24 protein-coding genes are annotated in these 24,745 nt (G+C 66.6%); 8 read left to right on the top strand and 16 right to left on the bottom strand.

What is annotated here, in order from left to right:
- Positions 1–285: 285 nt before the first annotated feature.
- The 5 genes from whiA to ABZW16_RS33930 form a co-directional block, all read right to left on the bottom strand.
- Positions 286–1,269: a DNA-binding protein WhiA gene (gene whiA / locus ABZW16_RS33950; RefSeq protein ID WP_040692075.1), complete on the bottom strand. Its 984-nt coding sequence runs from the start codon at positions 1,267–1,269 to the stop codon at positions 286–288.
- Entirely contained in the window at positions 1,260–2,306 is a 1,047-nt protein-coding gene (gene yvcK / locus ABZW16_RS33945; protein WP_354960198.1) for a uridine diphosphate-N-acetylglucosamine-binding protein YvcK, read from the bottom strand. Before yvcK ends, whiA begins: the two co-directional genes overlap by 10 nt.
- Complete coding sequence (rapZ, locus tag ABZW16_RS33940; protein WP_354960197.1) at positions 2,303–3,307, bottom strand: RNase adapter RapZ; 1,005 nt, start codon at positions 3,305–3,307, stop codon at positions 2,303–2,305. The genes yvcK and rapZ overlap by 4 nt, the downstream gene beginning before the upstream one ends.
- Before the next feature lie 83 nt (positions 3,308–3,390).
- Positions 3,391–5,418 carry an excinuclease ABC subunit UvrC gene (gene uvrC / locus ABZW16_RS33935; protein WP_354960196.1) on the bottom strand — a complete coding sequence of 676 codons (2,028 nt, stop codon included), beginning with the start codon at positions 5,416–5,418 and terminating at the stop codon, positions 3,391–3,393.
- A 64-nt stretch (positions 5,419–5,482) separates the two neighbouring features.
- A complete protein-coding gene (locus ABZW16_RS33930) occupies positions 5,483–6,337 on the bottom strand; it encodes a LysR family transcriptional regulator (RefSeq protein WP_354960201.1) in 855 nt (284 codons plus the stop codon).
- Positions 6,338–6,411: 74 nt separating this feature from the next.
- Here ABZW16_RS33930 and ABZW16_RS33925 point away from each other — a divergent pair, with 74 nt between their 5' ends.
- Positions 6,412–7,422 carry a bile acid:sodium symporter family protein gene (locus ABZW16_RS33925; RefSeq protein ID WP_354960195.1) on the top strand — a complete coding sequence of 337 codons (1,011 nt, stop codon included), beginning with the start codon at positions 6,412–6,414 and terminating at the stop codon, positions 7,420–7,422.
- A 10-nt stretch (positions 7,423–7,432) separates the two neighbouring features.
- On the opposite strand, the gene ABZW16_RS33920 is transcribed toward ABZW16_RS33925, so the two are convergent.
- Together ABZW16_RS33920 and ABZW16_RS33915 are read right to left on the bottom strand one after the other, a co-directional pair.
- Complete coding sequence (locus tag ABZW16_RS33920) at positions 7,433–7,834, bottom strand: hypothetical protein (RefSeq protein ID WP_354960194.1); 402 nt, start codon at positions 7,832–7,834, stop codon at positions 7,433–7,435.
- A 151-nt stretch (positions 7,835–7,985) separates the two neighbouring features.
- Positions 7,986–8,687, bottom strand: coding sequence for an HAD-IA family hydrolase (locus ABZW16_RS33915; RefSeq protein WP_354960193.1), 702 nt, complete (start codon positions 8,685–8,687; stop codon positions 7,986–7,988).
- 146 nt (positions 8,688–8,833) lie between these two features.
- Here ABZW16_RS33915 and ABZW16_RS33910 point away from each other — a divergent pair, with 146 nt between their 5' ends.
- Positions 8,834–10,786, top strand: coding sequence for a gamma-glutamyltransferase family protein (locus tag ABZW16_RS33910; RefSeq protein WP_354960192.1), 1,953 nt, complete (start codon positions 8,834–8,836; stop codon positions 10,784–10,786).
- A 163-nt stretch (positions 10,787–10,949) separates the two neighbouring features.
- On the opposite strand, the gene ABZW16_RS33905 is transcribed toward ABZW16_RS33910, so the two are convergent.
- The 4 genes from ABZW16_RS33905 to ABZW16_RS33890 form a co-directional block, all read right to left on the bottom strand.
- A complete protein-coding gene (locus ABZW16_RS33905; RefSeq protein ID WP_354960191.1) occupies positions 10,950–11,462 on the bottom strand; it encodes a PH domain-containing protein in 513 nt (170 codons plus the stop codon).
- Between the two features lie 3 nt (positions 11,463–11,465).
- On the bottom strand, positions 11,466–11,939 hold the full coding sequence (gene ribH / locus ABZW16_RS33900) for a 6,7-dimethyl-8-ribityllumazine synthase (RefSeq protein WP_354960190.1): 474 nt from the start codon (positions 11,937–11,939) through the stop codon (positions 11,466–11,468).
- A gap of 52 nt (positions 11,940–11,991) precedes the next feature.
- Positions 11,992–13,236, bottom strand: a complete 1,245-nt coding sequence (locus ABZW16_RS33895; protein WP_354960189.1) for a bifunctional 3,4-dihydroxy-2-butanone-4-phosphate synthase/GTP cyclohydrolase II — start codon at positions 13,234–13,236, stop codon at positions 11,992–11,994.
- A 151-nt stretch (positions 13,237–13,387) separates the two neighbouring features.
- Positions 13,388–14,011, bottom strand: a complete 624-nt coding sequence (locus ABZW16_RS33890; RefSeq protein ID WP_354960188.1) for a riboflavin synthase — start codon at positions 14,009–14,011, stop codon at positions 13,388–13,390.
- 580 nt (positions 14,012–14,591) lie between these two features.
- Between ABZW16_RS33890 and ABZW16_RS33885 the strand changes: the two genes are divergently transcribed.
- On the top strand, positions 14,592–15,062 hold the full coding sequence (locus tag ABZW16_RS33885; protein ID WP_354960187.1) for a hypothetical protein: 471 nt from the start codon (positions 14,592–14,594) through the stop codon (positions 15,060–15,062).
- 22 nt (positions 15,063–15,084) lie between these two features.
- On the opposite strand, the gene rpe is transcribed toward ABZW16_RS33885, so the two are convergent.
- Entirely contained in the window at positions 15,085–15,741 is a 657-nt protein-coding gene (gene rpe, locus ABZW16_RS33880) for a ribulose-phosphate 3-epimerase (RefSeq protein WP_354960200.1), read from the bottom strand.
- A 96-nt stretch (positions 15,742–15,837) separates the two neighbouring features.
- On the opposite strand from rpe, the gene ABZW16_RS33875 reads away from it, so the two are divergent.
- Positions 15,838–16,260, top strand: coding sequence for an anti-sigma factor (locus tag ABZW16_RS33875; protein WP_354960186.1), 423 nt, complete (start codon positions 15,838–15,840; stop codon positions 16,258–16,260).
- 53 nt (positions 16,261–16,313) lie between these two features.
- On the top strand, positions 16,314–17,117 hold the full coding sequence (locus ABZW16_RS33870) for a SigB/SigF/SigG family RNA polymerase sigma factor (RefSeq protein WP_354960199.1): 804 nt from the start codon (positions 16,314–16,316) through the stop codon (positions 17,115–17,117).
- A gap of 46 nt (positions 17,118–17,163) precedes the next feature.
- On the opposite strand, the gene ABZW16_RS33865 is transcribed toward ABZW16_RS33870, so the two are convergent.
- The 4 genes from ABZW16_RS33865 to def form a co-directional block, all read right to left on the bottom strand.
- A complete protein-coding gene (locus ABZW16_RS33865; protein ID WP_354960185.1) occupies positions 17,164–17,505 on the bottom strand; it encodes an MmcQ/YjbR family DNA-binding protein in 342 nt (113 codons plus the stop codon).
- 449 nt (positions 17,506–17,954) lie between these two features.
- Positions 17,955–19,295, bottom strand: coding sequence for an RsmB/NOP family class I SAM-dependent RNA methyltransferase (locus tag ABZW16_RS33860; protein WP_354960184.1), 1,341 nt, complete (start codon positions 19,293–19,295; stop codon positions 17,955–17,957).
- Between the two features lie 866 nt (positions 19,296–20,161).
- Complete coding sequence (gene fmt / locus ABZW16_RS33855) at positions 20,162–21,085, bottom strand: methionyl-tRNA formyltransferase (protein WP_354960183.1); 924 nt, start codon at positions 21,083–21,085, stop codon at positions 20,162–20,164.
- On the bottom strand, positions 21,085–21,648 hold the full coding sequence (gene def, locus ABZW16_RS33850; RefSeq protein ID WP_354960182.1) for a peptide deformylase: 564 nt from the start codon (positions 21,646–21,648) through the stop codon (positions 21,085–21,087). The genes fmt and def overlap by 1 nt, the downstream gene beginning before the upstream one ends.
- Positions 21,649–22,488: 840 nt before the next feature.
- Between def and ABZW16_RS33845 the strand changes: the two genes are divergently transcribed.
- From ABZW16_RS33845 to ABZW16_RS33835, 3 genes are all read left to right on the top strand, one after another.
- Positions 22,489–22,617 carry a hypothetical protein gene (locus ABZW16_RS33845; RefSeq protein WP_354960181.1) on the top strand — a complete coding sequence of 43 codons (129 nt, stop codon included), beginning with the start codon at positions 22,489–22,491 and terminating at the stop codon, positions 22,615–22,617.
- 9 nt (positions 22,618–22,626) lie between these two features.
- Entirely contained in the window at positions 22,627–22,803 is a 177-nt protein-coding gene (locus tag ABZW16_RS33840) for a transposase (RefSeq protein ID WP_354960180.1), read from the top strand.
- Positions 22,804–22,894: 91 nt separating this feature from the next.
- Positions 22,895–24,172, top strand: coding sequence for a S8 family serine peptidase (locus tag ABZW16_RS33835; RefSeq protein WP_354960179.1), 1,278 nt, complete (start codon positions 22,895–22,897; stop codon positions 24,170–24,172).
- The last annotated feature ends 573 nt before the right edge of the window (positions 24,173–24,745 follow it).

The following is a 24,745-nucleotide window of genomic DNA, read 5'->3' as shown; positions in this document are numbered from 1 at the left end:
TCGCGCCTTCGGCGCATGCGCTTCGACGACTCGGACGCGAGACGGGCCGCGAACGGTCGCTCGTAAGACTCGCTCCGTGGTGGTCAACTAGGCCGGCACGGGACTCACGTCGATCGCCTCGTTGTCCATCGAATTCATGGTTGTCGGGTAACTCGGCGGTGGCGATCCCAATTACCAGCTCGTTGCACCGCCGGGCGGATGCCACCGATATTCGACGCAACACGCATTGACATGCACCGTCCGGTCGAATCGAATCGCCGCCCAGTCTCGGGGCGGCGATTCGGCTTACGCTTCGTCGAGCAGTTCGGCGGTGACGGCCGATTCGGTATCGGGTACCCCCAACTCCTTGGCCCGGCGGTCCGCCATCGACAGCAACCGTCGAATCCGGCCCGCCACAGCGTCTTTCGTCATCGGCGGATCGGCGAGCTGGCCCAGTTCCTCCAGCGACGCCTGGCGGTGCTGCACCCGCAGCTTGCCCGCCGCGGCCAAATGGTCGGGCACCTCATCGCCCAGGATCTCCAGTGCGCGTTCGACTCTCGCCGCCGCGGCGACCGCCGCGCGGGCCGAACGGCGCAGATTCGCATCGTCGAAATTGGCGAGGCGATTCGCCGTGGCCCGCACCTCGCGGCGCAGCCTGCGCTCCTCCCAGACGATCCGGGTATCCTGCGCACCCATGCGGGTCAGCAGTGCGCCGATCGCCTCGCCATCGCGCACCACGACCCGATCGGTGCCGCGCACCTCACGCGCCTTGGCCGTAATGCCGAGCCGCCGAGCCGCACCGACGAGCGCGAGCGCCGCCTCCGGACCGGGGCAGCTGACCTCGAGTGCCGATGAGCGCCCCGGTTCGGTGAGTGAGCCGTGCGCGAGAAACGCTCCGCGCCAAGCCGCTTCGGCATCGCCGATGCTGCCGCCGACCACCTGCGCCGGCAGGCCGCGCACCGGACGGCCGCGCACATCGAGCAGCCCGGTCTGTCTGGCCAGCGCCTCACCCTCCTTGGACACCCGCACCACATAGCGCGAGGTCTTGCGCAGGCCGCCCGCGCCGAGCACGTGCACATCGGAACCGTAGCCGTATAACTCGAAGATCTCCCGGCGCAGTCTGCGCGCGATGGAGCCCATATCCACCTCGGCCTCGACGATCACCCGCCCGCCGACGATGTGCAGGCCGCCCGCAAACCGCAGCAGCGCAGACAGTTCCGCCTTGCGAGAACTCACCTGCGAGACCGTGAGCCTGCTCAGCTCGTCCTTCACTTCGGCTGTCATCGCCACGAGACGCGCTCCTTTCCACCCAACCCGGAACGCACATCCTGACCCATGTGCCGTCCCTCGACTCGAAGCCCTGCCATATGTGGCCGAGGTTGCCGGATCAGCTGATCCAGTGCGGCGGCAAGCTTTCCGGGGTGATGCCGGTCGGTGCCCGCTTCGGCGACATCGGAAAAGGTTACTCGTGCCCGCAATTGTTCGGCAGCCCTGGCCACATGTTCTCTTTCGCGACCCTCCGGCACGGACCCGGAATCGACCAGTACCTCGTCGACCACGAATTCCGGTGCGTGCTGGGACAATACATGTAGATGGCGCTCTGCGGAGAAACCCGCTGTTTCTCCGGGCTCAGCGGCGAGATTCAGCACCAGCACCTTGCGCGCCCTGGTATAGACCAGCGCGTCACGCAATTCGGGCACGAGCACATGCGGAATCACGCTGGTGAACCAGGAACCCGGGCCGAGCACAACGACATCGGCGTGTTCGATGGCCGAGGTTGCCTCCGGACTGGCGGGCGGATCGGACGGAATCAGCCGCACGCGCCGCACCTTACCCGGCGTAGTCGCGATGGCAACCTGGCCGCGAATGCAGCGGCTCACCCGCGGATCCGCTTCCAGCCCAGAGACATCCGCCTCGATATCCAGCGCGATGGGCGACATGGGCAGCACGCGACCGGTGATTCGCAACAGCTTGGCGACCTCGTCGAGCGCGGCGACCGGATCGCCGAGCACCTCGGTCAGACCCGCGAGGATCAGATTGCCGACCGAATGTCCGGCCAGCGCACCGGTGCCGCCGAATCGATGCTGCACAGTGCGCGTCCAGACATCGTCGCCGTCCGCAGCCAGCGCCGCCAAGGCCATGCGTAGATCACCGGGCGGCGGCACACCCAGTTCGGAGCGTAGCCTGCCCGACGAACCGCCGTCGTCGGCGACGGTGACCACGGCGCAGATCTTCCTGGTGAGCCGGCGCACCGCGGTGAGCGTCGCATACAGGCCATGCCCGCCACCGAGCGCAACAATGGCGGGATCCGATTCCCACCCCGTCATTCGCGCCCCAGATCCCGATGCACGACCCGCACGACATCGGCGGGTCCGGATTCGGCGGTCTGTGATCCGATGAGTTCGCCGAGCGCTTCGGCTATCGCCACGCTGCGGTGTTTGCCTCCGGTGCAGCCCACTGCCACCGTCATGTATCGCTTCCCCTCTTGGCGGTAACCATTCGTCGTCAGGTCGACCAGGTGGTGGCAAGTGCTCAGATAATCGGCCGCGCCGGGACGCGACAATACATACTCGCTGACCACGGTCTCCTGTCCCGAATGCTCACGGAGTTCCGGTATCCAATGCGGATTGGGTAGAAAACGCACATCCAACACCATGTCCGCATCGAGCGGAACCCCGTACTTGAATCCGAACGACTGCACCGTCAGCTGCAGCGCAGTCGGCGCCCCGCCGCCATAGGCCTCCTCCAACTTGCGGTGCAGCTGGTGGATCGACAGCTCGGTGGTGTCGATGACCAGGTCGGCCGCCGTTTTCACGGCGGAAAGGCGAATCCGTTCGGCGGCGATGCCCGCCGAGAGCGTACCGTCGGCGCTCTCGCTCTGCAGCGGATGACGGCGGCGGGCGAAGCCGAAACGCCGGATCAGCACGTCATCGGAGGCTTCCAGGAACAGGATCCTGGTCGGCACCCCCGAGGATCGCAGCTGCTCGGTGACGGCCGAGAGGTCGCCGGTGAAGAAGCGACTTCGCACATCCATGACCAGGGCGAGCCTGCGGATCGGCGGATCGGCGGAGGCGCCCAGCTCGACCATCCGCCCGATCAGCTCCGGCGGCAGGTTATCGGTGACATACCAGCCGAGATCCTCGAGTACGCGGGCCGCGGTACCGCGGCCCGCGCCGGATAGGCCGGTCACGATCACCACTTCGACCTGCGGCTGGGGTGGATTGCCGTCGCCACGTTCGACAGGTGCGCCGAGGGAGCCCGCGGGGCCGGTCCGCCCAGCGGTCGACCGCGGGCTGCCCGCACTGTTGTTCGATTCGACGCGTGTCATGTCCTACCGGATCTTTGTCAGGGTGCCTGTCGATCATCCCGCACCGGTTCCGGTATCGGGCGCAGACACACAACGTAGGTGTCTTATTCCTCCCGCAACGCGGACAAAACGGCCTTCGCGGTGGCCACACCGATGCCGGGCACCTCGGTGATCTGCTCGACCGTGGCCTCCTTCAGTTTGGCCACCGACCCGAAGTGGGTGACCAGCGCGGTCCGGCGGGACTCGCCGAGACCGCGCACCGAGTCCAGTGCGGACGCGGTCATCCTTCGGGAGCGTTTGCTGCGGTGGAAGGTGATGGCGAAGCGATGCGCCTCGTCGCGCACCCGTTGCAATAGATATAGCGCCTCGCTATTGCGCGGCATGATCACCGGATCGCTCTCCCCCGGCACCCACACCTCCTCGAGTCGTTTGGCCAGGCCGATCACCGCGACATCGGTGATGCCGAGTTCGTCTAGGACCTCCGCGGCGGCCGCGACCTGGGGTGCACCGCCGTCGACCACATAGAGATTGGGCGGGTAGGCGAATTTCCGCGGCCGGCCGGTGCGTGGGTCGATACCGGGCCGCGAGGTGAGTTCGAGGTCGTCGCCGGATTGATCGGCGGGTCCGTTCTCCACACCGGATATCGGCTCCTCGGCCGCCAGCTCGTCCCGTTCGCGACGTAGCCGATAGAACCGTCGCCTGGTCACCTCCGCGATGCTGCCGACATCGTCGGAGCGGCCCTCGCCCGCGGCCTCCTTGATGGTGTAGTGGCGATACTCGGACTTGCGCGGCAGGCCGTCCTCGAACACCACCAGCGAGGCCACTACATCGGTGCCCTGCACGTGGCTGATATCCACACATTCGATTCGTAGCGGTGCACTGTCCAGATCGAGGGCATCTTGAATGTCTTGCAGCGCAGCTGATCTCGATGTCAGATCGCCAGCCCGCTTGAGCTTGTGCTGGGCCAGCGCCTCCATCGCGTTGCGCTGCACGGTTTCGGCGAGTGCCTTCTTGTCACCGCGCTGCGGTACCCGCAGCCGCACTGCCGACCCGCGTAGTTTGCTCAGCCACTCCTGAACCTGTTCGGCGTCGGCAGGCAGTTCCGGTACCAGCACCTCGCGCGGCACCACCGTGGCCGGTTGCTCGTCCCCGCCCTGTTCGGCCTGTGCCACCTGCTCGCCGTAGAACTGGGTGAGGAACTGCTCGACCAGCGCGGCGACCTCGCCACCGGCCGCATGGCCGTCGATGGCATCGCCGGATTTGTCGACCACCCAGCCGCGCTGGCCGCGTACCCGGCCGTCGCGGACATGGAAGACCTGCACCGCGACCTCCAACTCGTCGATGGCGAAGGCGATCACATCGGCGTCGGTGCCGGTCCCGAGCACCACAGCCTGCTTCTCCAGTGCCCGCCGCAGCGCCTGGACATCGTCACGCAGGCGGGCGGCGGTCTCGAAATCCAACTCCTCGGCGGCATCGTGCATCCGCCGCTCCAGGTCGCGCACCATGCGATCGGTACGCCCGGCCAGGAAGTCGCAGAAGTCCTCGACGATCCGCCGATGCTCATCGGCGTCGACCCGCCCGATGCACGGGGCCGAGCATTTGTCGATATAGCCGAGCAGGCACGGACGGCCGATCTGGTTGTGCCGCTTGAAGACTCCATTGGAACAGGTGCGCGCGGGGAATACCCGCAACAGCAGGTCAAGGGTCTCCCGAATGGCCCAGGCGTGCGCGTAGGGCCCGAAGTAGCGCACCCCCTTCTTGCGCGCGCCGCGATAGACGAACAGGCGCGGGTACTCCTCGTTCAAGGTGACCGCGAGCACCGGATACGACTTGTCGTCGCGATAGCGCACATTGAATCGCGGATCGAACTCCTTGATCCAGTTGTATTCCAGCTGAAGGGCTTCCACCTCGGTGGAGACCACGGTCCACTCGACACTCGCCGCCGTCGTGACCATCTGCCTGGTCCGCGGATGCAGCGAAGCCACATCGGCGAAGTACGAATTCAGCCTGCTCCGCAGGCTCTTCGCCTTGCCGACATAGATCACACGCCCGTGTGCGTCCCGGAATTTGTAGACACCGGGTTCAACGGGGATCGTGCCCGGCTTCGGCCGGTAGGTCGCGGGATCTGCCACGAATCCAAGCCTATCGACCGCCCCCGACACATACGCACGGGTGCGCCGGTCGCGGTGGCTCGGCTCAGGAGAAGCGGCGCGCACTGGCGATGATGGCGTCGCACAGCGCCCGCTGCGGTGGTGACGGGCGGGTGTGACGGCGCATCAGCACGAATTCGAGTTCGCCGAGCTCCGGCAGACGGTGCGCGGGCAGGACGACGAGGCCGTCCGGGAGCAGCGTTTCGGCGTGCACGATGACGCCGAGACCGGCCAGGACGGCGGCGCGCAGACCGAGTTGGCTATCGCTGGTGCAGGTCACCCGCCAGGTGCGGGCGTCGCGTTCGAGGGCCTGCAGCGCGACGCGGCGGGTGAGGCTGGGCGGCGGATAGGTGACCAGCGGTACCGGATCGTCGAATTCGATTGCGGCCGAACGGCCCGCCCACACCAGGCGGTCGCGCCAGAGCAGTTCGCCGTGGCGTTCACCCGGCAGCCGCTTACCGACGACGAGGTCGAGTTCGCCGGTCGCCATCCGGGTTTTGAGGTTTTCGCTCAGGCCGACAGTGAGCTCCAGATCGATGCCGGGATGGGTGCGCTGGAATTCGAACAATACGTCGGGCAGCTCACGGGCCATTACGTCATCGGCGGCGCCGAGGCGGATCAGGCCGGTCAGGGTCGAGTCGGAGAAGTAACGCTCGGCCTGGCCCTGGGCGTCGAGGATGGTGCGGGCGAAGCCGACCATGGCCGCGCCGTCGGCGGTCAGCGCGAGGTTGCGGGTGTCTCGGCGGAGCAGTTCGCGCCCGGCCGCCTTCTCCAAGCGGGCGATATGACCGCTGACGGTGGACTGACGCAGGCCGAGGATGCGACCGGCCGCGGTGAAACCACCCGCGCGTTCGACGGCAAGAAAGGTCCGCAGCAACTCGGGTTCGAACACACCGCTAATTATCACCGATTGCGTTTACAGATATCGAACCCAACGCCTATCGCGATCAGTCACCAGCACCATACCGTCGACAGGTGAGGTTCTTCGCCAAACTACGTATCGACGCGTTCATGCTCGGCATTCTGGTCAGCGTGGCAGTGGCGGCACTATTGCCTGCGCGCGGTGCCGCGGCCGATGTGCTCGACTGGATCACCAAGATCGCGATCGGCCTGCTCTTCTTCCTCTACGGCGCTCGGCTCACACCCCGCGAGGCGCTGGCCGGGTTGCAGCATTGGCGGCTGCATTCGGCGGTTCTGGCCGCGACCTACCTGATCTTCCCGCTGATCGGTCTGGCACTGCGACTCCTGGCGCCGTCGGTACTGACCGATGACCTCTACACCGGCGTACTGTTCCTCTGCCTGGTGCCCTCGACCGTGCAATCATCGATCGCCTTCACCTCGATTGCCCGCGGCAATGTCGCCGGTGCGGTGGTCAGCGCGTCACTGTCGAATCTGATCGGTATCTTCGCGACGCCGCTGCTGGTAATGCTGCTGATGGACACCACCGGCAACGCCACCGTCTCCCTCGCCGCGATTCTCGCGATCGTGGTCCAGCTGCTGCTGCCGTTCCTAGCCGGTCAGCTGCTGCGGTCCAGGATGGTCCGGCTGCTGCGACATGCCGCGCTGACCAGGACGGTCGATCGCGGTTCGGTGTATCTCGTCGTCTATGCCGCCTTCAGCGCGGGGATGGTCGAACATATCTGGAGCGGCATTTCGCCGCGGGCACTGCTGGCTACTGTCGCGGTGTGCGCTGGCATCCTCACCGCAGTTCTGACGATGACCACTTTCGCCAGCCGCATCCTCGGCTTCTCCCGTCCCGACCAGATCGTCGTCGTGTTCTGCGGCTCGAAGAAGAGCCTGGCCACCGGCCTCCCTATGGCCTCGGTCCTGTTCGCAGGACATCCGGTCGGCCTGATCGTGTTGCCGCTCATGGTCTTCCACCAGATCCAGCTATTGACCTGCACGGTTCTCGCACAGCGCTACGCTCGATCCGACAATGCATCCTCCGATGTCGCGACGGTCGAGCCATCCGCACAGCCGGTGTGATTCGATATGTTCAGCGCTCGGCGGCGGTGACCCGAATGTCGAACCAGGCCTTGGCTTCCGGCTGCCACAGCTGATGGACGATCGTCACCGACGCACCCAGCGTGAAGAGAACGACGACCACCCCCGCCAAATCCGGGACCGCCTCGACATGCACCCGCAGCACCGCGACGGCCTGTAGCACCGCCAGCCCGATCGCGACCCGACGTGCCAGCGGCCCACGACCGAACCAGCACACGGTGAGGGCGAGCAGCCAGCTGCAGCCGAATTGCAGGGCTGCGGATCCGGCCGCCTCGTCCGTGCCGATCAGGCCCATGACGACCGAATAGGCGAGGCCGAAGCCCGCGAGTCCCGACGCCGCCTCCCTGGCCTCCCGAACCGCTTCGGGCAGCGCGATCGGTCGCGCGGTTGGCACGGTAGAAGATTCGAAATACGCCTCAGCATCCATGGCCACTCCCGTCGAGCCTGCACACCCGCGATGTGTTGGGCCTCACAGCAAGCTAATTCAGCGCGGAGACATCGACATTCAGGACACAGAGAGTGTGTCACAGGTCACAGAGCAACCGCTAGGTTAGTTCGAACTGCCGCAGGACATCGAGCAGCCCTTCGGCACGATCCGCCGTCGGCACGGGATCGACCAGCGCAAAAGCGCAGCCCGCGGCCACGGCACCACCATCGGCTTCGGCGCTGTCACCGACCATGAGCGCCGACTCCGGGCGCACGCCGAGCTGATCCAGCGCGGCCAGGAAGATTCGTGGATCCGGTTTCACCGCGCCGACCTCGAACGACAGCGCATGCGCCGCGATGAGCCGATCCCAGCCGTTGGTGGCGAACGCCGGCCGGATATCGAAGGCGATATTGCTCACCACAGCGACCGGAATATCTTGTGCCGCCAGGGTTTTGAGAACGGCACCGGTGTCGGGATACGGCGTCCAGGACAGCGGGTCCAGCAGCCGGTCGTAGAAGCGCTCGATCAGCGCAGGCGTCGGCACCCCGGCTTGCCGCAGCACCTCGAAGTAGGCCTTGCGATGCATCGCTGGATCCAGATCCCGCCGCTCCCACGCAATCCGGCCCGCGGCGTCGAACCGTGCGCCATCACCGACCGGCCTGGTCATCCGTTCGAGGATGGCGACTTGGTCCAGGGGCTCGCCGTCGAGTCCGACCATGCCGGCCCAGGTCTCATCGGGCTCCAGCCGGAACAGCGTGCCGGAGAAGTCGAACAGCACCGCCTCGATCGCCACTCGATCCAGCGTACCGACCGTGATCATCGGCGGGACTTCGCTCGAGCGAGCACCTGCGGAGAATACTTGTCCGCGAGGCATTTTCGACGCCTGTGCATCCGGCTTACCACTGGTGGGAGCCGACAGCGCCGGAATTCCCGCGAGGGTCGGCGATCGGCGATACAGTGCCGTCCATGAGTCGCACGCGAGGAACCTGGGTCAGCGCCGCGGCGGCGCTCACGCTCATCGTCGGCGTTGTCAGCGGATGTTCGTCCGAGGACAAACCGGCGAACGCGGCGTGTGCGGCAACGCCGAACGGCACCCCGGTGGTCGCGACCTCGGCGGGCGCGACGCCCGGTGCGACCAAGGATCTGAGTACCAATCCCGAGATCGCGACCGGTTACCGGTCCGGGATGACGGCGGTGCGCACCAAGACCTACGCGGTCTCGACGGCCAATCCGCTGGCCACCAAGGCCGCCTGCGAGGTGCTCAGCAATGGCGGTACGGCCGCGGATGCGCTCATCTCGGCGCAGACGGTGCTCGGGTTGGTGGAACCGCAGGCCTCCGGCATCGGCGGTGGCGCGTTCCTGCTCTATTACGATGCGGCGAGCAAGAGCGTGGAGGCCTACGACGGCCGGGAGGTCGCACCCGCCGCCGCCACCGAGAACTACCTGCGCTGGGTCAGCGATACCGATCGCACCGAGCCGAAGCCGAATGCGCGGGCGAGCGGACGCTCGATCGGCGTGCCCGGCGTCCTGCGCATGCTGGAAATGGCGCATCGCGACCATGGAAAGACCACCTGGCGGGATCTGTTCAGCCCGGCCATCGGCCTCGCCGATCAGGGCTTCCCGATCAGTCCGCGCCTGGCGGGCCAGATCGCCGAATCGGCCAAGGATCTGGCCGCTGACGAGGCCGCGAAGGCTTACTTCCTCAACCCGGACGGCACACCGAAGCGGGCCGACACGGTCCTGGCCAATCCGGCCATGTCCAAAACCCTCAACGCCATCGCCAGCGACGGTGCGAACGCCTTCTACACCGGCGCGATCGCCCATGACCTCGTCGACGCGGCCGACTCCGCCGCGGGCGGGCGCACTCCCAGCCTGATGACCGTCGACGACCTCGCCGGATACCAGGCCAAGAAGCGGACCGCGCTGTGCACCAGCTATCGCACGCACGAGATCTGCGGTATGCCGAGTCCGTCCTCGGGCGGCATTACCGTCGCCGCCACCCTCGGCATCCTGGAGAACTACGACCTGGCCGCGCTGCGCCCCGACAATATCGATCGCAATGGCGGTAAGCCGAAGGCCGATGCCGTGCATCTCATCTCCGAGGCCGAGCGGCTGGCCTACGCCGACCGCAACAAATACGTCGCCGATACGGATTTCATTCCGCTGCCGGGTAATTCGCCGCAGACCCTGCTCAATCGGGACTATCTCAAGCAGCGTGCCGGCCGCATCGACCCCAGCCACAGCATGGGCACTGCCCAACCCGGCGATTTCGGCCCGGTTCCGGTCGGTGTCGGCCCGCAGCCACCCGAGCACGGCACCAGCCATATTTCGATCGTCGACAAGTACGGCAATGCCGCCTCGATGACCACCACGGTCGAATCGGCCTTCGGATCATTCCATCTCGTCGACGGATTCGTGCTGAACAACCAGCTCACCGACTTCTCCGCCGACCCGCTCGGCACCGATGGCGCCCCGGTCGCCAACCGCGTGCAGCCGGGTAAGCGGCCGCGCAGCTCGATGAGCCCGACCCTAGTCTTCGACCACAATGCCGACGGCTCCCGTGGCGATCTGACCCAGGTCGTCGGATCCCCCGGCGGTTCGGTGATCATCCAGTTCGTCGTGAAAGCCCTGATCGGCGTGCTGGACTGGGGCCTCGACCCGCAGCAGGCGGTCTCCGGAGTCGCCTTCGGCGCCGGAAACGGTCCGGTGACCGGCGTCGGCGGCGAACATCCCGCCATCAACGCCACCGATAACGGCGATCACGACCCACTCGTGCTACGCCTACGCGAACTCGGCCATCAGGTCTCGGTCGCTCCCCAATCCAGCGGCCTCAGCGCATTGCAGCGCGACGGGTCCGACGGCTGGATCGGCGGCGCCGACCCGAGGCGCGAAGGCGCCGTCCTCGGCGACACCCACTGACCGACTGCGGTGGCGCTATCCGGTCCGCAGCATCGGATAGCGCAGTGGGCCGCCATCGAGCGCCAGGTCACTGTGCCGTTCGAGCCCGAAATGTTCGGCGCGGACTCGGCTTCGGATGCCATACAGTGCGAGGGTAGTACTCCCGGACCGCTGACGTCGCTGCTCACTCCTGTGCGGCAGTGTATTTCGCGCCCAGTTCCCGCAGCTTGTCCAGCGCTTCGACCGCACGTTCCTTGTCGTTGGAGCGGATCGCCATCAGTGGGACGTAATCGTCGTCGATGAGTTCGAGGCGGGCCCAGGACTTTCGGTCCGGGAACGAGACGCCGCGGATGTACTCCCAGGGAAATTCGGTGTCGCCCAGGATATTGCGCACCGAGACTCCGCGTTTGCCGACGCGCACCCGCGGCCGGGTCAAAAGCAGCACTGCCGCGGCGCCGAGTACGCCGATGCCGATCATCGCGAGTTGGTCCGCGAACCGGAAGTTCACGCCCGTCGAACCGTGGCGCAACCAGATGCCGCCCGCCGTGAAACCGGCCACGAGCAGCACCGCCACGATCCGAGCAGTCCGAACCGCGCGACGGGGCCGCACCTCGAGCTCCCAATCGTCTTGTCCCGGTGCGGCAGCCGAACCCGCCCCGCCGCCGGGGCGCCTACGCCAAATGCGCACGACCGGCATGGCCTACGGCCGCAGCGCGCGCAGTGTCAGCGCGGCGTCGAGCGCTGCCGCGGCGGCCTGCTCGCCCTTGTTCTCGGCGGAACCGGGCAATCCGGCCCGGTCCAGCGCCTCCTGCTCGTTATTGGTGGTGAGCACACCATTCGCGACCGGCGTGCCCGCATCCAGCGATACCCGGGTCAGACCGGCGGTCACCGCGTCACAGACGTATTCAAAATGCGGTGTGCCACCGCGGATCACCACGCCGAGCGCGACCACCGCGTCATGGGAGCGGGCCAGTTCCTGGGCCACCACCGGCAATTCCATCGCGCCCGCGCACCGCACCACGGTGATGTGCTCGACGCCCGCGTCCTTGGCCACCTTTTCCGCATTCGCGACCAGGGTGTCGCAGATCTGGGTATGCCAGCGCGAGGCGACGATGCCGAGCTTGAGGTCCTTGGCATCCGACAGCTCGAAGCTGGGTACGCCGGTGCCGCTCATCGAATACCGCCTTTCCAGGCTGTGTGGGGGTGCGAATACTCGGGATAGGAAATCACTGCGCCGTCTCGCCCAGATCGAGCTCGTCCAGCCCGATCAGATCGTGGCCCATCCGGTCCCGCTTGGTGCGCAGGTACCGCAGGTTCTCGGCGTTGGCGCGCAACGGCATCGGCACCCGCTCGGTGATCTTGAGCCCGTAGCCGTCGAGTCCGACACGCTTGGCCGGATTATTGGTGAGCAGGCGCATGGACCGGATGCCCAGATCCACCAGAATCTGCGCACCGGTGCCGTAGTCGCGAGCGTCGGCGGGCAGGCCGAGCTCCAGATTCGCATCGACGGTGTCGTGGCCGGAATCCTGCAGCTGATAGGCCTGCAACTTGTGCATCAGCCCGATGCCGCGCCCCTCGTGCCCGCGCATATAGAGCACCACACCGCGCCCCTCCTGGGCCACCATCTCCAGCGCGGCGTCCAGCTGCGGACCGCAGTCGCAGCGCAGCGAGCCGAAGACGTCACCGGTGAGGCATTCCGAGTGCACCCGAACCAGCACATCATCGCCGTCTTCGATATCACCGCGCACCAGGGCGACGTGTTCGACATCGTCGTAGATGCTCTGATAGCCCACGGCCTTGAATTCGCCGTGCGCCGTGGGGATCCTGGCCTCGGCGACCCGGATGACCTGCTTCTCGTGCTTGCGCCGCCAGGCGATCATCTCGGCGATGGAGATCAGGGCCAGATTGTGCTCGTCGGCGAAGACACGCAACTCCTCGGTGCGAGCCATATGGCCCTCATCCTTCTGGCTGACGATCTCGCAGATGACACCCGCGGGCTGCAGTCCGGCCATCCGAGCCAGATCGACCGCGGCCTCGGTGTGGCCGGGACGGCGCAACACGCCACCTTCCTTGGCGCGCAACGGCACAACGTGACCAGGACGGGTCAGATCGTCGGCCTTGGCATTCGGATCGGCGAGCAGTCGCATGGTGGTGGCGCGGTCGGCGCCGGAAATACCGGTGGTGACGCCCTCCCTGGCATCGACCGAAACGGTGTAGGCGGTGCCGTGCTTGTCCTGGTTCTGCGCGTACATCGGGGGCAGGCCGAGACGATCGCAGTCATCACCCGTGAGCGGCACGCAGATATAACCGGAGGTGTAGCGAATCATGAAGGCGACCAGTTCGGGGGTCGCCTTTTCCGCCGCGAAGATGAGGTCGCCCTCGTTCTCGCGGTCCTCGTCGTCGACGACGACAACCGCCTTACCGGCGGCGATATCGGCGACTGCGCGCTCGATGCTGTCGAACCTGGTCACGTCTGCTGTGCTCCATCTCGAAATAGGTGCCTCACTACACTACTGTGTTGGATCTGCAGCGCCTGCGGCGCTGCGTGTTCGCTCGTAAGACTCGCTCCGTGGTGGTCGCCGGAGCGCGAACGCCAGATCCAGCACAGCGTTTACCCGCTGCTCACCCGCGTTGTTGCAGGCGCTCTACGTACTTGGCGATGACGTCGACTTCCAGGTTCACCTTGGTCCCGACGGCGGCGGTGCCGAGGTTCGTCATGGACAGGGTGGTCGGGATCAGGGAGACCTCGAACCAGTCGCGATTGCCGTCGGCGGCGGGTGCGTCGGCGAGGCCGAGGCCCGAGACGGTCAGTGAGATGCCATCGACGGTGATCGAACCCTTCTCCACTACATATCGGGCGATCGCGTCCGGCAGCGAGATCCGCACGATCTCCCAGTTCTCCGAGGGTGTGCGCGCGAGCACGGTGCCGGTGCCGTCGACATGGCCCTGCACCAGGTGGCCGCCGAGCCTGCTGTTCAACGCGGCCGCGCGTTCGAGATTGACCCGCGAACCAACGCCGAGTCCGCCGATGCTGGAGCGGTTCAATGTTTCCTGCATGACGTCGACGGTGAACGAGTCGCCGTCGACCACGTCGATGACGGTCAGGCAGACGCCGTTGACTGCGATCGAATCGCCGTGCCCGGCATCGGAGGTCACCAGCTTGCCCCGGATCGTCAAACGAGCGGCGTCGGCCAGCTCCTCGGTGGCGACGATTTCGCCGAGCTCCTCGACGATGCCTGTGAACATGCCTTGACTCCCTGTCGCGTCGTTTCTACGGTTGCGGAACAGCCGGGGTCCGGCGACTATTCCCGTCGGCACCGGTCCCTGCCCAGGGTAACGACGCCGGGTCGTAGAAGACAGCGTGGTTCCGTCCAGCGGCCAGTCGAGACCTCGGCTCGGCAACTCGGGCCAGAAGCAGACCACAGGGCACCCCGGAACACACCGAACCAGCGTCAATTATTTTTCGAAACGAAATAATGCACGGCCGTGCGGAAAATATCGCCGTTTACCCGCCGACGATAATTGTTCATTCCTATTTGTGGAACAGCGCGACGCGAATTCATCCGTCGCGCATAGTGTCGAACATAACGTTGTACCCACTGGCGACACAGTTACACCGAAACCTTGCGCGGGCGAGAAAACGGTCGCAAGATTGTTACGCAGCTGATTCCTCTCGTTCAACTTCGTCCCGAGCAGTTCAGTGCGGAACGGTTCGCCCCGGGCCTGCGACGCAGTCCGGCGAGTTCGACCAGGAAATCCACCACTCGAGGAAGCCAGGAAACAGCACAGTGGGACAAATCAAGTTCGACACTAATGGGGGTGTCGCGTGACCACTCTTGTCGATTCGACGCTGGAAGTTCGCTGTGTGCAGTACCGGCGCGAATTTCATATGCCCGCATCGATCGACCCGACCTCGCGCCGCATCCTACTTCATATCGGAACCCATTACGGCGCCATCACGATGCCCGCCGATCTCGGTGAACAGGTGCAGCGAGAGTTGACGCAGGCGCAGATCGCCGCGCCGGTGGTGCACCACCCGAGGGCACGACGCTGGACCTTCATCACCGGCCCGGCCCGGCCCGACACCCTCAGCACGGCCGTCTCCGCGGAGTTGTTCCGGCTCTACGCGACCGTCGCCTGCACCGGCAGCCAGGTTGTGCTCCCCTCACCCGATGATGAGCGCACCGGCTATCGCACCTGGATCCAGCCGCCGGAGAACGCGACGAACCTGCCACCGCTCAGCGCGGTGATCGAGGCGACGCGAGCGCTCGGCAGCCGGAAAGCGCCCGCCCGCTAGAGGATTCGGCCCGTCAGGGGTTTCAGACCGCGCGCAGTGCCGCGGCCCGCTGCCGCAGTTTCTCGACGGTCGCCGCCGGGTCGTCGGTGTTGTAGATCGCGGATCCGGCGACGAAACAATCGATACCCGCCTCCGCGGCCGCCTCGATCGTATCGGCATTGATACCGCCGTCGATCTCCACGATCAAACGCAGTTCACCGGCGTCCACCAGCCGACGCACGATCCGGGCCTTCTCCAGCACGTGCGGAATGAACGATTGTCCGCCGAAGCCGGGTTCCACGCTCATCACAAGCAGCGTGTCGAAGTCGCGCAGGATTTCCAGATACGGCTCGATCGGCGTATTCGGCTTCACCGAAAGTCCCGCCTTGGCACCGGCCGCGCGAATATCGCGCGCCACCGCAATCGGATCGTCGGTCGCCTCGGCGTGGAAAGTGACGTTATGCGCACCCGCCTCCGCATAGGGCGGGGCCCAGCGGCCCGGATCTTCGATCATCAGATGGCAGTCGAGCGGAATATCGGTGGCCTTCAACAAACTTTCGACCACCGGAAGTCCGAGAGTGAGATTCGGCACGAAGTGTGCGTCCATCACATCGACGTGCAACCAGTCGGCGCCATGCACCGCTTTTGCCTCGTCAGCGAGGTGCGCGAAGTCGGCGGACAAGATGGACGGAGCGATCATCGGCGTGGTGGGGCGCTTAAACGTCGAAGTGGACACATCGCGGGAGCTTACCGGTACCTAGGGTTGCCCCGGCCGAGAGTGGGTAGCCTGCATAGGGTGATCAACATTTCGGCGGAACAGGGGCTCTACAGCACCCCGGTGGAGATTCGGGTGGCGGCGTCGGTGACGCAGCTGCCGATCGTGCGTGGGCTCGCCGAAACACTGGTGCTGCTCAGCGATTTCACCCTGGACGAGGTGGCCGATATCCGGCTGGCCGTCGACGAGGTGTGCTCGACGCTGATCGCGGTCGCGGCGCCGGAGACGAGCCTGCACTGCAGGTTCACCATCGGCGACACCGAACTACTCGTCCGGGTCACCGGGGTCGCCGCCACCGAGGGGCTGCCGGATCAGCGCAGCTTCGGCTGGCATGTGCTGCGTACCCTCACCGATGATGTACAGGCAACACAGGATCCGTACGACGTCGCCGTTTCCGGATATCCGACGACGGTGGAGTTCCGTCGGGTCCGGGGGAAAGCGTAGTGGCGGACGAGAACACCGTGTCCGATACCGAGCAGGACGATGATGTCGAACCCGTGCTGACCGAAGAAGCCGCAGAGGAAGTCGAAACCCTGCAGGCATCCGGCACGGGCTACGACGATGTCGGTGCGCTGTTCGAGCAGCTCGCCGCCGCCAAACCGGGCAGCGCACGGCACAGTGCGTTGCGCGCCGAGCTGATCAGCCGCTGCATTCCGCTCGCCGATCACATCGCCCGCAAATTCAGCGGTCGCGGTGAGCCGTTCGACGACCTCACCCAGGTGGCGCGGGTCGGGTTGGTGCACGCGGTCGACCGGTTCGATATTTCCCGCGGCTCGAACTTCCTGTCCTTCGCGGTGCCGACCATCATGGGCGAGGTGCGTCGCTACTTCCGCGACAACACCTGGGCCATGCGGGTGCCGAGACGGGTGAAGGAGACACATCTGCGTATCGGCGCCGCCATCGACTCGCTTTCGCAATCCTTGGGCCGCTCCCCGACCGCGAAGGAGATCGCCGCCGAACTCGATGTGGATCCCGACGAGGTGACCCAGGCCGTCATCGCGGGCAATGCCTACCAGCCGAGTTCGATCGACGCCGCCTCACTCGGCCGCGATACCGAGGCATCGCTGCTCGACACCCTCGGCGAGGAGGAATCCCAATTCGACCGGGTGGAGGAATATGTCGCGATCCGTCCGCTGCTCGACGGACTCCCGGAGCGCGAGCGCCGCATCCTCACCATGCGCTTCTTCGAATCGATGACGCAAACCCAGATCGCCCAGCGCATGGGCATCTCGCAGATGCACGTTTCGCGCATTCTCGCGAAAACCCTTGCCCGCCTGCGTGAGCAGTCGGCCCGCGACTGAAAGCTCGGGTCGCGGCTGCGGCACTGGCGAGCCGGTGACCAGCGAATTAGCGTGCCCGCTGGTTTCGCAGTTTCGCCGGTGCCGACAGCCACCATGCGGCGTCGAGCATCTCGCGCAGTTGATCGGGGTCGATCCGGTCGAGATCGATGAGGATGTGGGGATATCCGTCGTAGTGCGGGGTGGTGTAGAAGGTGGGATCGCCCGAGGCGAGCAGTGCCTCCTTCTCCGCCATCTCGCACACCAGCGCGAGCCCGCCCTCGGCCTCCGAGCGCAGCCGCGCGAACCCCTTGCCACCCACCTTCAACGCGGGGCTGCGCCACCATGTCGATTCCGCCACCTCGGGAAGTTCGGTCGCCAGGGCCACCACCTGGTGCCACGTCATCGCCATGGGGCCAGTCTGCGGCGTCGACCCGCTGACGTCTTGGACGAATGTCACTTCGGCTGCGGCCCCGTCCATACACCGCCTACGTTTCGCGCACTTCCTCGGGGGCGGCTGCTCAACGCTTCAACAGGCGGCAGTGCAGAGCACATGCTGCAGGACAGCACCGCCGTAGAACTCGGCGAGGAATCACCCGCGCCCGAGTTCCCCGCACTTCCTTAGGGCCAGTTGCTCAACACTTCAACAGGCGGCAGTGCAGAGCACATGCTCCGGGACAGCACCGCCGTAGAACCCGCCGAGGAATCACCCGCGCCCGAGTTCCCCGCACTTCCTTAGGGCCAGTTGCTCAACACTTCAACAGGCGGCAGTGCAGGCCAGGTGATGCAGACGGCACCGCCGTGGAACCCGGCGCGTGGAATCGCCCGGCACCGCCCGCTTCAGCGGTGCCGGGGACGGTGTTATTCGACTGGTTTGCGCAATGCCGCGAGGAACATGGCGTCGGTGCCGTGGCGGTGCGGCCACAGTTGCGCGCTCGGGCCGTCGCCGATATCGGTGACGCCGGGGAGCAGGTCGCGGGTGTCGAGTTGGATGGCACCGGTGCGGCGGGCGGCATCGGCGACCACCGCGACGGTCTCCGCGAGGTGGGGTGAGCAGGTCGAGTAGAGGACGACACCACCGGGGCGCAGCAGATCCCACGCGGCGGCGAGGAGTTCGCGCTGCAGGACGACTAGTTCGGCGACATCCGCGGGGGTGCGGCGCCAGCGGGCCTCTGGGCGGCGACGCAGCGCGCCGAGACCGGTGCAGGGTGCGTCGACCAGGATGCGGTCGTAGCCGGGCGTGAGTCCGCTGGCGCGGCCGTCGGCGACGTGCACGTCGACGGGTAGGTCGTGGACCGTCTTGCGGACGAGTTCGGCACGGTGTTCGGCCGGTTCCACCGCGTCGACACGGTGTCCATCGATTGCGGCGATGGCACCGAGCAGGGCCGCTTTGCCACCGGGTCCAGCGCAGAGGTCGAGCCAGCGACCATTGTCCGGACCGGCCAGTTCCGCGCGGGTCAGGGCGAGTGCGACGAGCTGACTGCCCTCGTCCTGCACGGCCGCCATGCCTTCGCGGACGGGTTCCAGCTTGCCGGGATCACCGCCGCCGTCGAGGTAGACCGCGTACGGCGACCATTTGCCCTCTTCGCCACCGGTTACCAGGGCCAATTCCTCGGCGGTGATATCGCCGGGACGGGCGACCAGATGCACGATCGGACGCGCGTCATCGGCTGCGAGCACCTCGCGCAGTTCCCCGGCCCGGGCGCCGAGCGCGTCCGCGAACGCCTGTGCGATCCATACCGGGTGGGCGAACTCGAATGCCAACCGTCCCACCGGATCTCGCGGCGCGAGCTTGTCCACCCACTCGTCGACGGACTTCTCCCCCGCCCGACGCAGCACGGCATTCACGAAACCCGCCTTACCGGCCCCGAATTCCGTGCGCGCCAATGCCACCGAGGTGTCCACCGCCGCGTGCGCCCCGATCCGGGTGCGCAGCAACTGATACACCCCCAGCCGCAGCACATCCAGCAGCGGCCCATCGATCTCCTCGACCGCTCGCCCCGCCCCTGCCGCGATCACCGCATCGAGCAACCCGAGCGAACGGCAGGCACCGTAGGTCAATTCGGTCGCCAATGCCGCATCCCGCCCCGAGATCCGCCGCTCCCGAAGCAGCCCCGGCAGTACCAGATTCGCGTACGCCTCCCGCTCCCGCACCGCCCGAAGCACATCCCGCGCGACCAGCCGCACCGGATCCGCGGCCACGGCGGAATCCTTGTGCCGGCCATGGCCTTTCGATGTGTCACGCCGAGCCGAGCCACCCGCAGTCGACCCGCCGCGCCCGCCCGAAGCGGCACTATCCGCGCGATTCGACCGGCGTTCATCGCCGCTCGCGGCCCGCTTGCCCGACCGTCCCTCGTGCCGTCCCGACGAATCGGACTTCGCCGCATCCGAACGGTCTCTCCGCCGCTGTTCGCCGGATTCCGCACCGTCGCTGCCCTGCGAACGGGCGCTCCGGTTCGCCGAACTCCCGCGCCGCTCACCGGCCGATGCCGCCCCCTTGTTGTCCCGACCTTTGTGCCAGCCCGACGATGCGGCTGAACGACTCTCACTTCGCGCACCGCCCGCGGCCCCGGTGTCCTTCGCACCGCGATCCCGCCAGCCCGATGCTCCCTCGGAACGTGCAGTCCCCGAGCGATCTTCTCGTCGGCCCCCCTCGGACTGCCTCGTCCGTGCAGTGTCGTCCCGGTCCGAGAACCGCCGCACTGCATCGCCGCCGCGCCCGGCCGGATTCCCTTGCCCGGCATTCGCGCGACTACCGCCGCGATCGCCGCGCGCGGCGTCGCCCTGCCAGTCGCCGCGGGCCGCCCCCTTGCCGTGCGCCGACCCCTTGCGCTGCGAACCGCCCCCCGAGGACTTACGTTGTTCGGTCATATTCGGCCGCTCTACTCGGGCCCGTGGCGCATTGCCGCGGAACTGGTCGGATTCGGAGTGCGAATTCTTCTGCTGTGCACCACTTTTCGCTGATGTCGCACGGGCGAGCCAGCCCGAGTCGACGGATTTCCTGCTGGATTTGCGACTGCGCGGATCGGCGGCCGCACTGTGACCGTTGGGGCGGCGCTCGGGCGTCATCACTCGACCACCGCGCCGGGCTGCAGGCGAGCGCCGCGGGCCCAGTCCAGGGCGGCCATCATGCGCTTACCTTGCGGCTGTACCTGATCGAGGCGAACCGCGGTGGTGGCGGTGCCGACGAAGACCCCGGACTTGCGGACCTCGATGGTCCGTTCTGGCAATACCTCCTCGACCATCGAGACGGGGCCGAGTTTGAGGCGGGTGCCGTTGATCTCGGTCCAGGCACCTGGTGCCGGGGTGACCGCGCGGATGCGACGGTTGATTGCCAGTGCGGGCTGGTCCCAGCGAATGTGTCCGGCCTCGACCGGCACTTTGGGCGCGTAGGAAACGCCGTCGTGGGACTGTGCGACCGCGTGCAGTGTCCCGTCTTCTACGCCGTCGAGCGTCTTCTCCAATAGCATCGCCCCGCTGTCGGCGAGCCGGTCGAGCAATGCGCCCGCGGTATCGGTCACCGCGATCTTCTCGGTGACCACACCGAAGACCGGCCCGGTGTCCAGGCCCGCCTCGATCTGAAAGGTGGACGCGCCGGTGATCTCGTCACCCGCGTCGATCGCCGCCTGTACCGGCGCGGCGCCGCGCCAGGCGGGCAGCAGCGAGAAGTGCAGGTTGATCCAGCCGAAGCGGGGAATGTCGAGCACCGGCTGCGGCAGCAGCGCACCGTAGGCGACCACCGGACAGCAGTCGGGCGCCAATGCGGTGAGCTGTTCGATGAATTCGGGTTCGGCGGGACGCCGGGGCGTCAGAACCGGAATGCCGTGCTCATCGGCGAGGCGCCCGACCGGCGAGCGCTGCACCTTCCGCCCACGTCCGGCGATCGCGTCGGGCCGGGTCAGCACGGCGACCACCTCGTGCCGCTCCGAATCGATGAAACGCTGCAGCGACGGCACCGCAGGTTCCGGCGTGCCCGCGAAGACAATACGCATCAGCGGCCCCGTCCGAACGGTCCGGCCTGGCTCGAACCCAGCGCGCGCGAACTGCGCACGGTGATGCCCGCACTGAACCAATCGGATTCGCGAATGGTGCGCATCGCCTCCTTGCGTTGCGCGGGATCGAGCCGATCGATGAACAGCACACCGTCCAAATGATCGGTTTCGTGCTGAACGCAGCGGGCCAGCAGCCCCCCCGCCGCGAATTCGACCGGTTGACCGTCTACGTCGACTCCCGTGGCTCGCAGCCGCAGCGCGCGGCGCGTGTCGTAGCGCACTCCTGGAATGGACAGGCAGCCCTCGGGACCGACCTGCTCCTCCGCGCCGACCACCTCGTAGGTCGGATTGATCAGATGCCCCATGGCGTCCTCGGTGTCGTAGACGAAAACCCGCAAACCGACGCCGATCTGCGGTGCCGCCATCCCTACTCCGCCGTCATCGTGCATGGTGTCGGTCAGATCGGTGACCAACTGCCGCAGTTCACGATCGAATTCGGTGACCTCCGCCGCACGCGAACGCAGAATGGGATCGCCGAAGAGGCGAACGGGCTGAATGGTCACGGCGGCGACTCCCGAAAACGAGGAACACGGTCGATTCATTCTAGAGAGCGACCCCGTTCACACGGATCTCCCCGACCGAAGGCGGAAAAGCTGGTAAAACTCCAGTGCGGTCCGGGCGGGGTGTCGATCCCCCGCCCGGCCGCCTGGAAAGACCTCGTGGACGACCTGTGGTTGCCCTGTCTCTGCAGCTCACCTGCCGATTCGCGACACGTCATCGCACGACCAGAAGTAGCGTGGTGACACCGTCAGCACCGCAGGCCAGAGCCGTCTTTGCTTTGGCAATAGGGACGCCACAGTCACACAGGTGGTGACGGCGTCACCACCTGACCGGCCTCGCCGTCCGATACTCCTTGGCGGTCGCGTCTGTCGTCGGCAGGGGCCGTCGTCAAGGGAGAGCCGACCGTCGGTCCCTGTCGACTATGGCCGGATGCATGCCCGAATCGACTCGCTGGCAACTGATTCGGAACATCCGCGACTCGCCCGGTGCCCCTCTGCTGTCCGCTGCGGAACGGGCCTACTCGCAGACCGCTATGCCCTGGCTACCCCGACTCGACGGCCGCGTCCACCCGGACCACGCTCGAGCAGCCAGATCGCACGGATCGACCGCATCAGGTAGCCACAAGGAAGGGTTCATCAATGCGTCAGCAGACCAATACATCTCGACAAAGCTCACTAAGGTGGTTCGTTGCAGGTATCAGCACCACAAACGCGCCGCTACAGCGCAACTGGCGCTGTGAACCGCCCCCAAGTCCGGAGTCTTGGTAAGGCTTCGATACGTCGGCGTGTCGGGTCAAGTTCCGGCGCGGTCCTCGAGACCATGCTGGGGCGGATGCCACCGAGTTGGCCGAGGCGAGCGAGCAGCTGGACTCGTTTGTGGGCGAGGTGTTTTCCACGTTGATGCGCAAGGATCGGCTGGCGACGGCCGGAACGTATGTGCGCGGGCTGATGCTGGATGGCCGCCCTGAATAGATACAGCCGATGGTGCAGCGGCTGGGGACCGATCATCAGCGGTTGCAGCAGTTCGTGACCAGCTCGCCATGGGATGTGGTAGTGATTCGGAAAGTATTGTCCCGCAAGGCGTGTGATGTAATCGGACCGGAGCCCCCAAGGACGGGCCAGGGTTTGGGAGCGACGGCATGGTGCGTAACCATCTGACGTCGATTGGCGATGTCGTGTCGTGCGGGTAGGACACGGTTCCAACCGCACGTTCTCGCGTTCTGGGGCTGCGAATGATCGGAGCAGGTCGGTGCGACAGTTGATTCGAGTGGCAACGGCGGCGATGGTGGGCCTGATTCTGGTCGCGCCGATGGCGGCTCCGGCGGCGGCGTTCCCCGCGCCGAACCAAGAGGAGTGGTGGTTCGACACCTTCGGGATCGAGAGCGATGTCTGGCCGCTGACGAGAGGCGATGGTGTCACGGTGGCCCTCATCGACACGGGGGTGAACGCTTCGCTGCCCGAGCTCGCCGAAGTCGTGCTGCCCGGCACGGATGTCGTGGGCGGTGTAGGTGATGGACGCACCGACACTGATACCCATCTGGGGCACGGCACCGCGATGGCCGCCCTGATCGCGGCTCAGGGCGGCGGGTCGGCCGGGTGGCTGGGGATCGCACCCGGCGTGAAGATCTTGCCCATCCGGAACGGCGGCCACATGACTTCCGAGATCGAAGCGACGGCGATTCGCTATGCGGCCGATCACGGAGCGAAGGTCATCAATATCTCGCAGGGTGACGCGGCCGGGCTCAGCGACCCGAACCATTGCCCGGCAGAGGTCCAGGACGCCGTCATCGATGCCGTGCAGCGCGATGCCGTGATCCTCGCGAGCGCGGGGAACTCGGGTGATCAGCACAACGATCCGGAGTACCCGGCCGCGTGTCCGGGCGTCGTCGCGGTGGGTGCGTACGATCATCTGGGAAACGCCTGGCAGAGCACCCAACGCCAGGACTACGTCGCGATCTCCGCGCCGGGCGCCGGGGTCGGATCCATCGGCGGAGACGGTTGGCTCTACCACTACGGTGCGGGGACGAGCCAGGCCGCGGCGCTGGCGTCAGGTGCGGTTGCCCTGATGCGCTCGAGGTTCCCCAATGAGTCCGCGCGGCGAATCGTTCAACGGGTCATCGCGACCGTCACGGACCTCGGGCCGCCCGGTAAGGACGATCAGACGGGATACGGCTCGATCAGCCTTCGCAAAGCACTGACCGCGACCGTGCCCGCCGACGCGCCGAACCCGGTGTTCGACCGGCTGGACCAGGTGCTCGCCGCCCGGCGTGTCCAGTCCACGCCCTCCGCCACGCCGGTCGCGAGCGCGGAGAAGACCTCCTCCAAGGTGCTCAGGGACCTGCTGATCGTCGGCGCCATCTTCATCGTGGTATGCGCCGTCTACCCGCTCGCCCGGATCCGCCCGCGCCCACCCGCCGACCGCCCTCCGACCTCACCGGGGCCCGACGATCGGAGCCCGCAGCATGGCCCGCCGCCTCCCTCAGGGCCTACCCGAGATCAGGGACCGCCTCCCGAACGCCGTTGGTAATTAGCGGGCGGGAACCGCGGGACATTACCGGTGATCCAATGGAGCAGGCGAACCCAAGGACGCTCCGCCTTCCGGACAAAGGGAGACGGATGTCCCTCGCCTACATTCCACCGTCCAGGTCACGGTCGTCGAGCCGCCCTCCACCCCACATGTCGACAACCACGTGCGCGCAATGCCATCTCGCGCGCCATTCGCACGGACCGCATCGACCGCGCCTTCAGCTCCCACAGCCGCGCCACGCACCCACAGCGGCGGGCTTCCGGCAAGGAACAGAACTGTTGTCGACGAGGAGCAGCGACCCGCTCCGGCGATCGCACTGTAGGTCGATCGTCAAGTCCGCCTGAATGGTGGATCTAGCACAGACTTCGTTTGTGCCGTGAGGCGCTGTGTGATTCGAGTGGAGGTGAGAGACCCCTGCCTCCGGCCTGTCGTAGCAGGTCGGTGGAGCTGGGGCAGCCCGATCCGGGTGGTGCCGGGGAGGGTGGGAGCAGCCCTGACGGCTCTGTTCGCACAGTATTTGGCCCCGAGCCGGAATCGACTCGGGGCCATACATATTGACAGGGAGGACTATTT

Source organism: Nocardia sp. NPDC004604, assembly GCF_040609795.1.
In the GTDB taxonomy this organism is placed as follows: domain Bacteria; phylum Actinomycetota; class Actinomycetes; order Mycobacteriales; family Mycobacteriaceae; genus Nocardia.
This window is presented reverse-complemented; position numbering and strand designations above follow the sequence as displayed.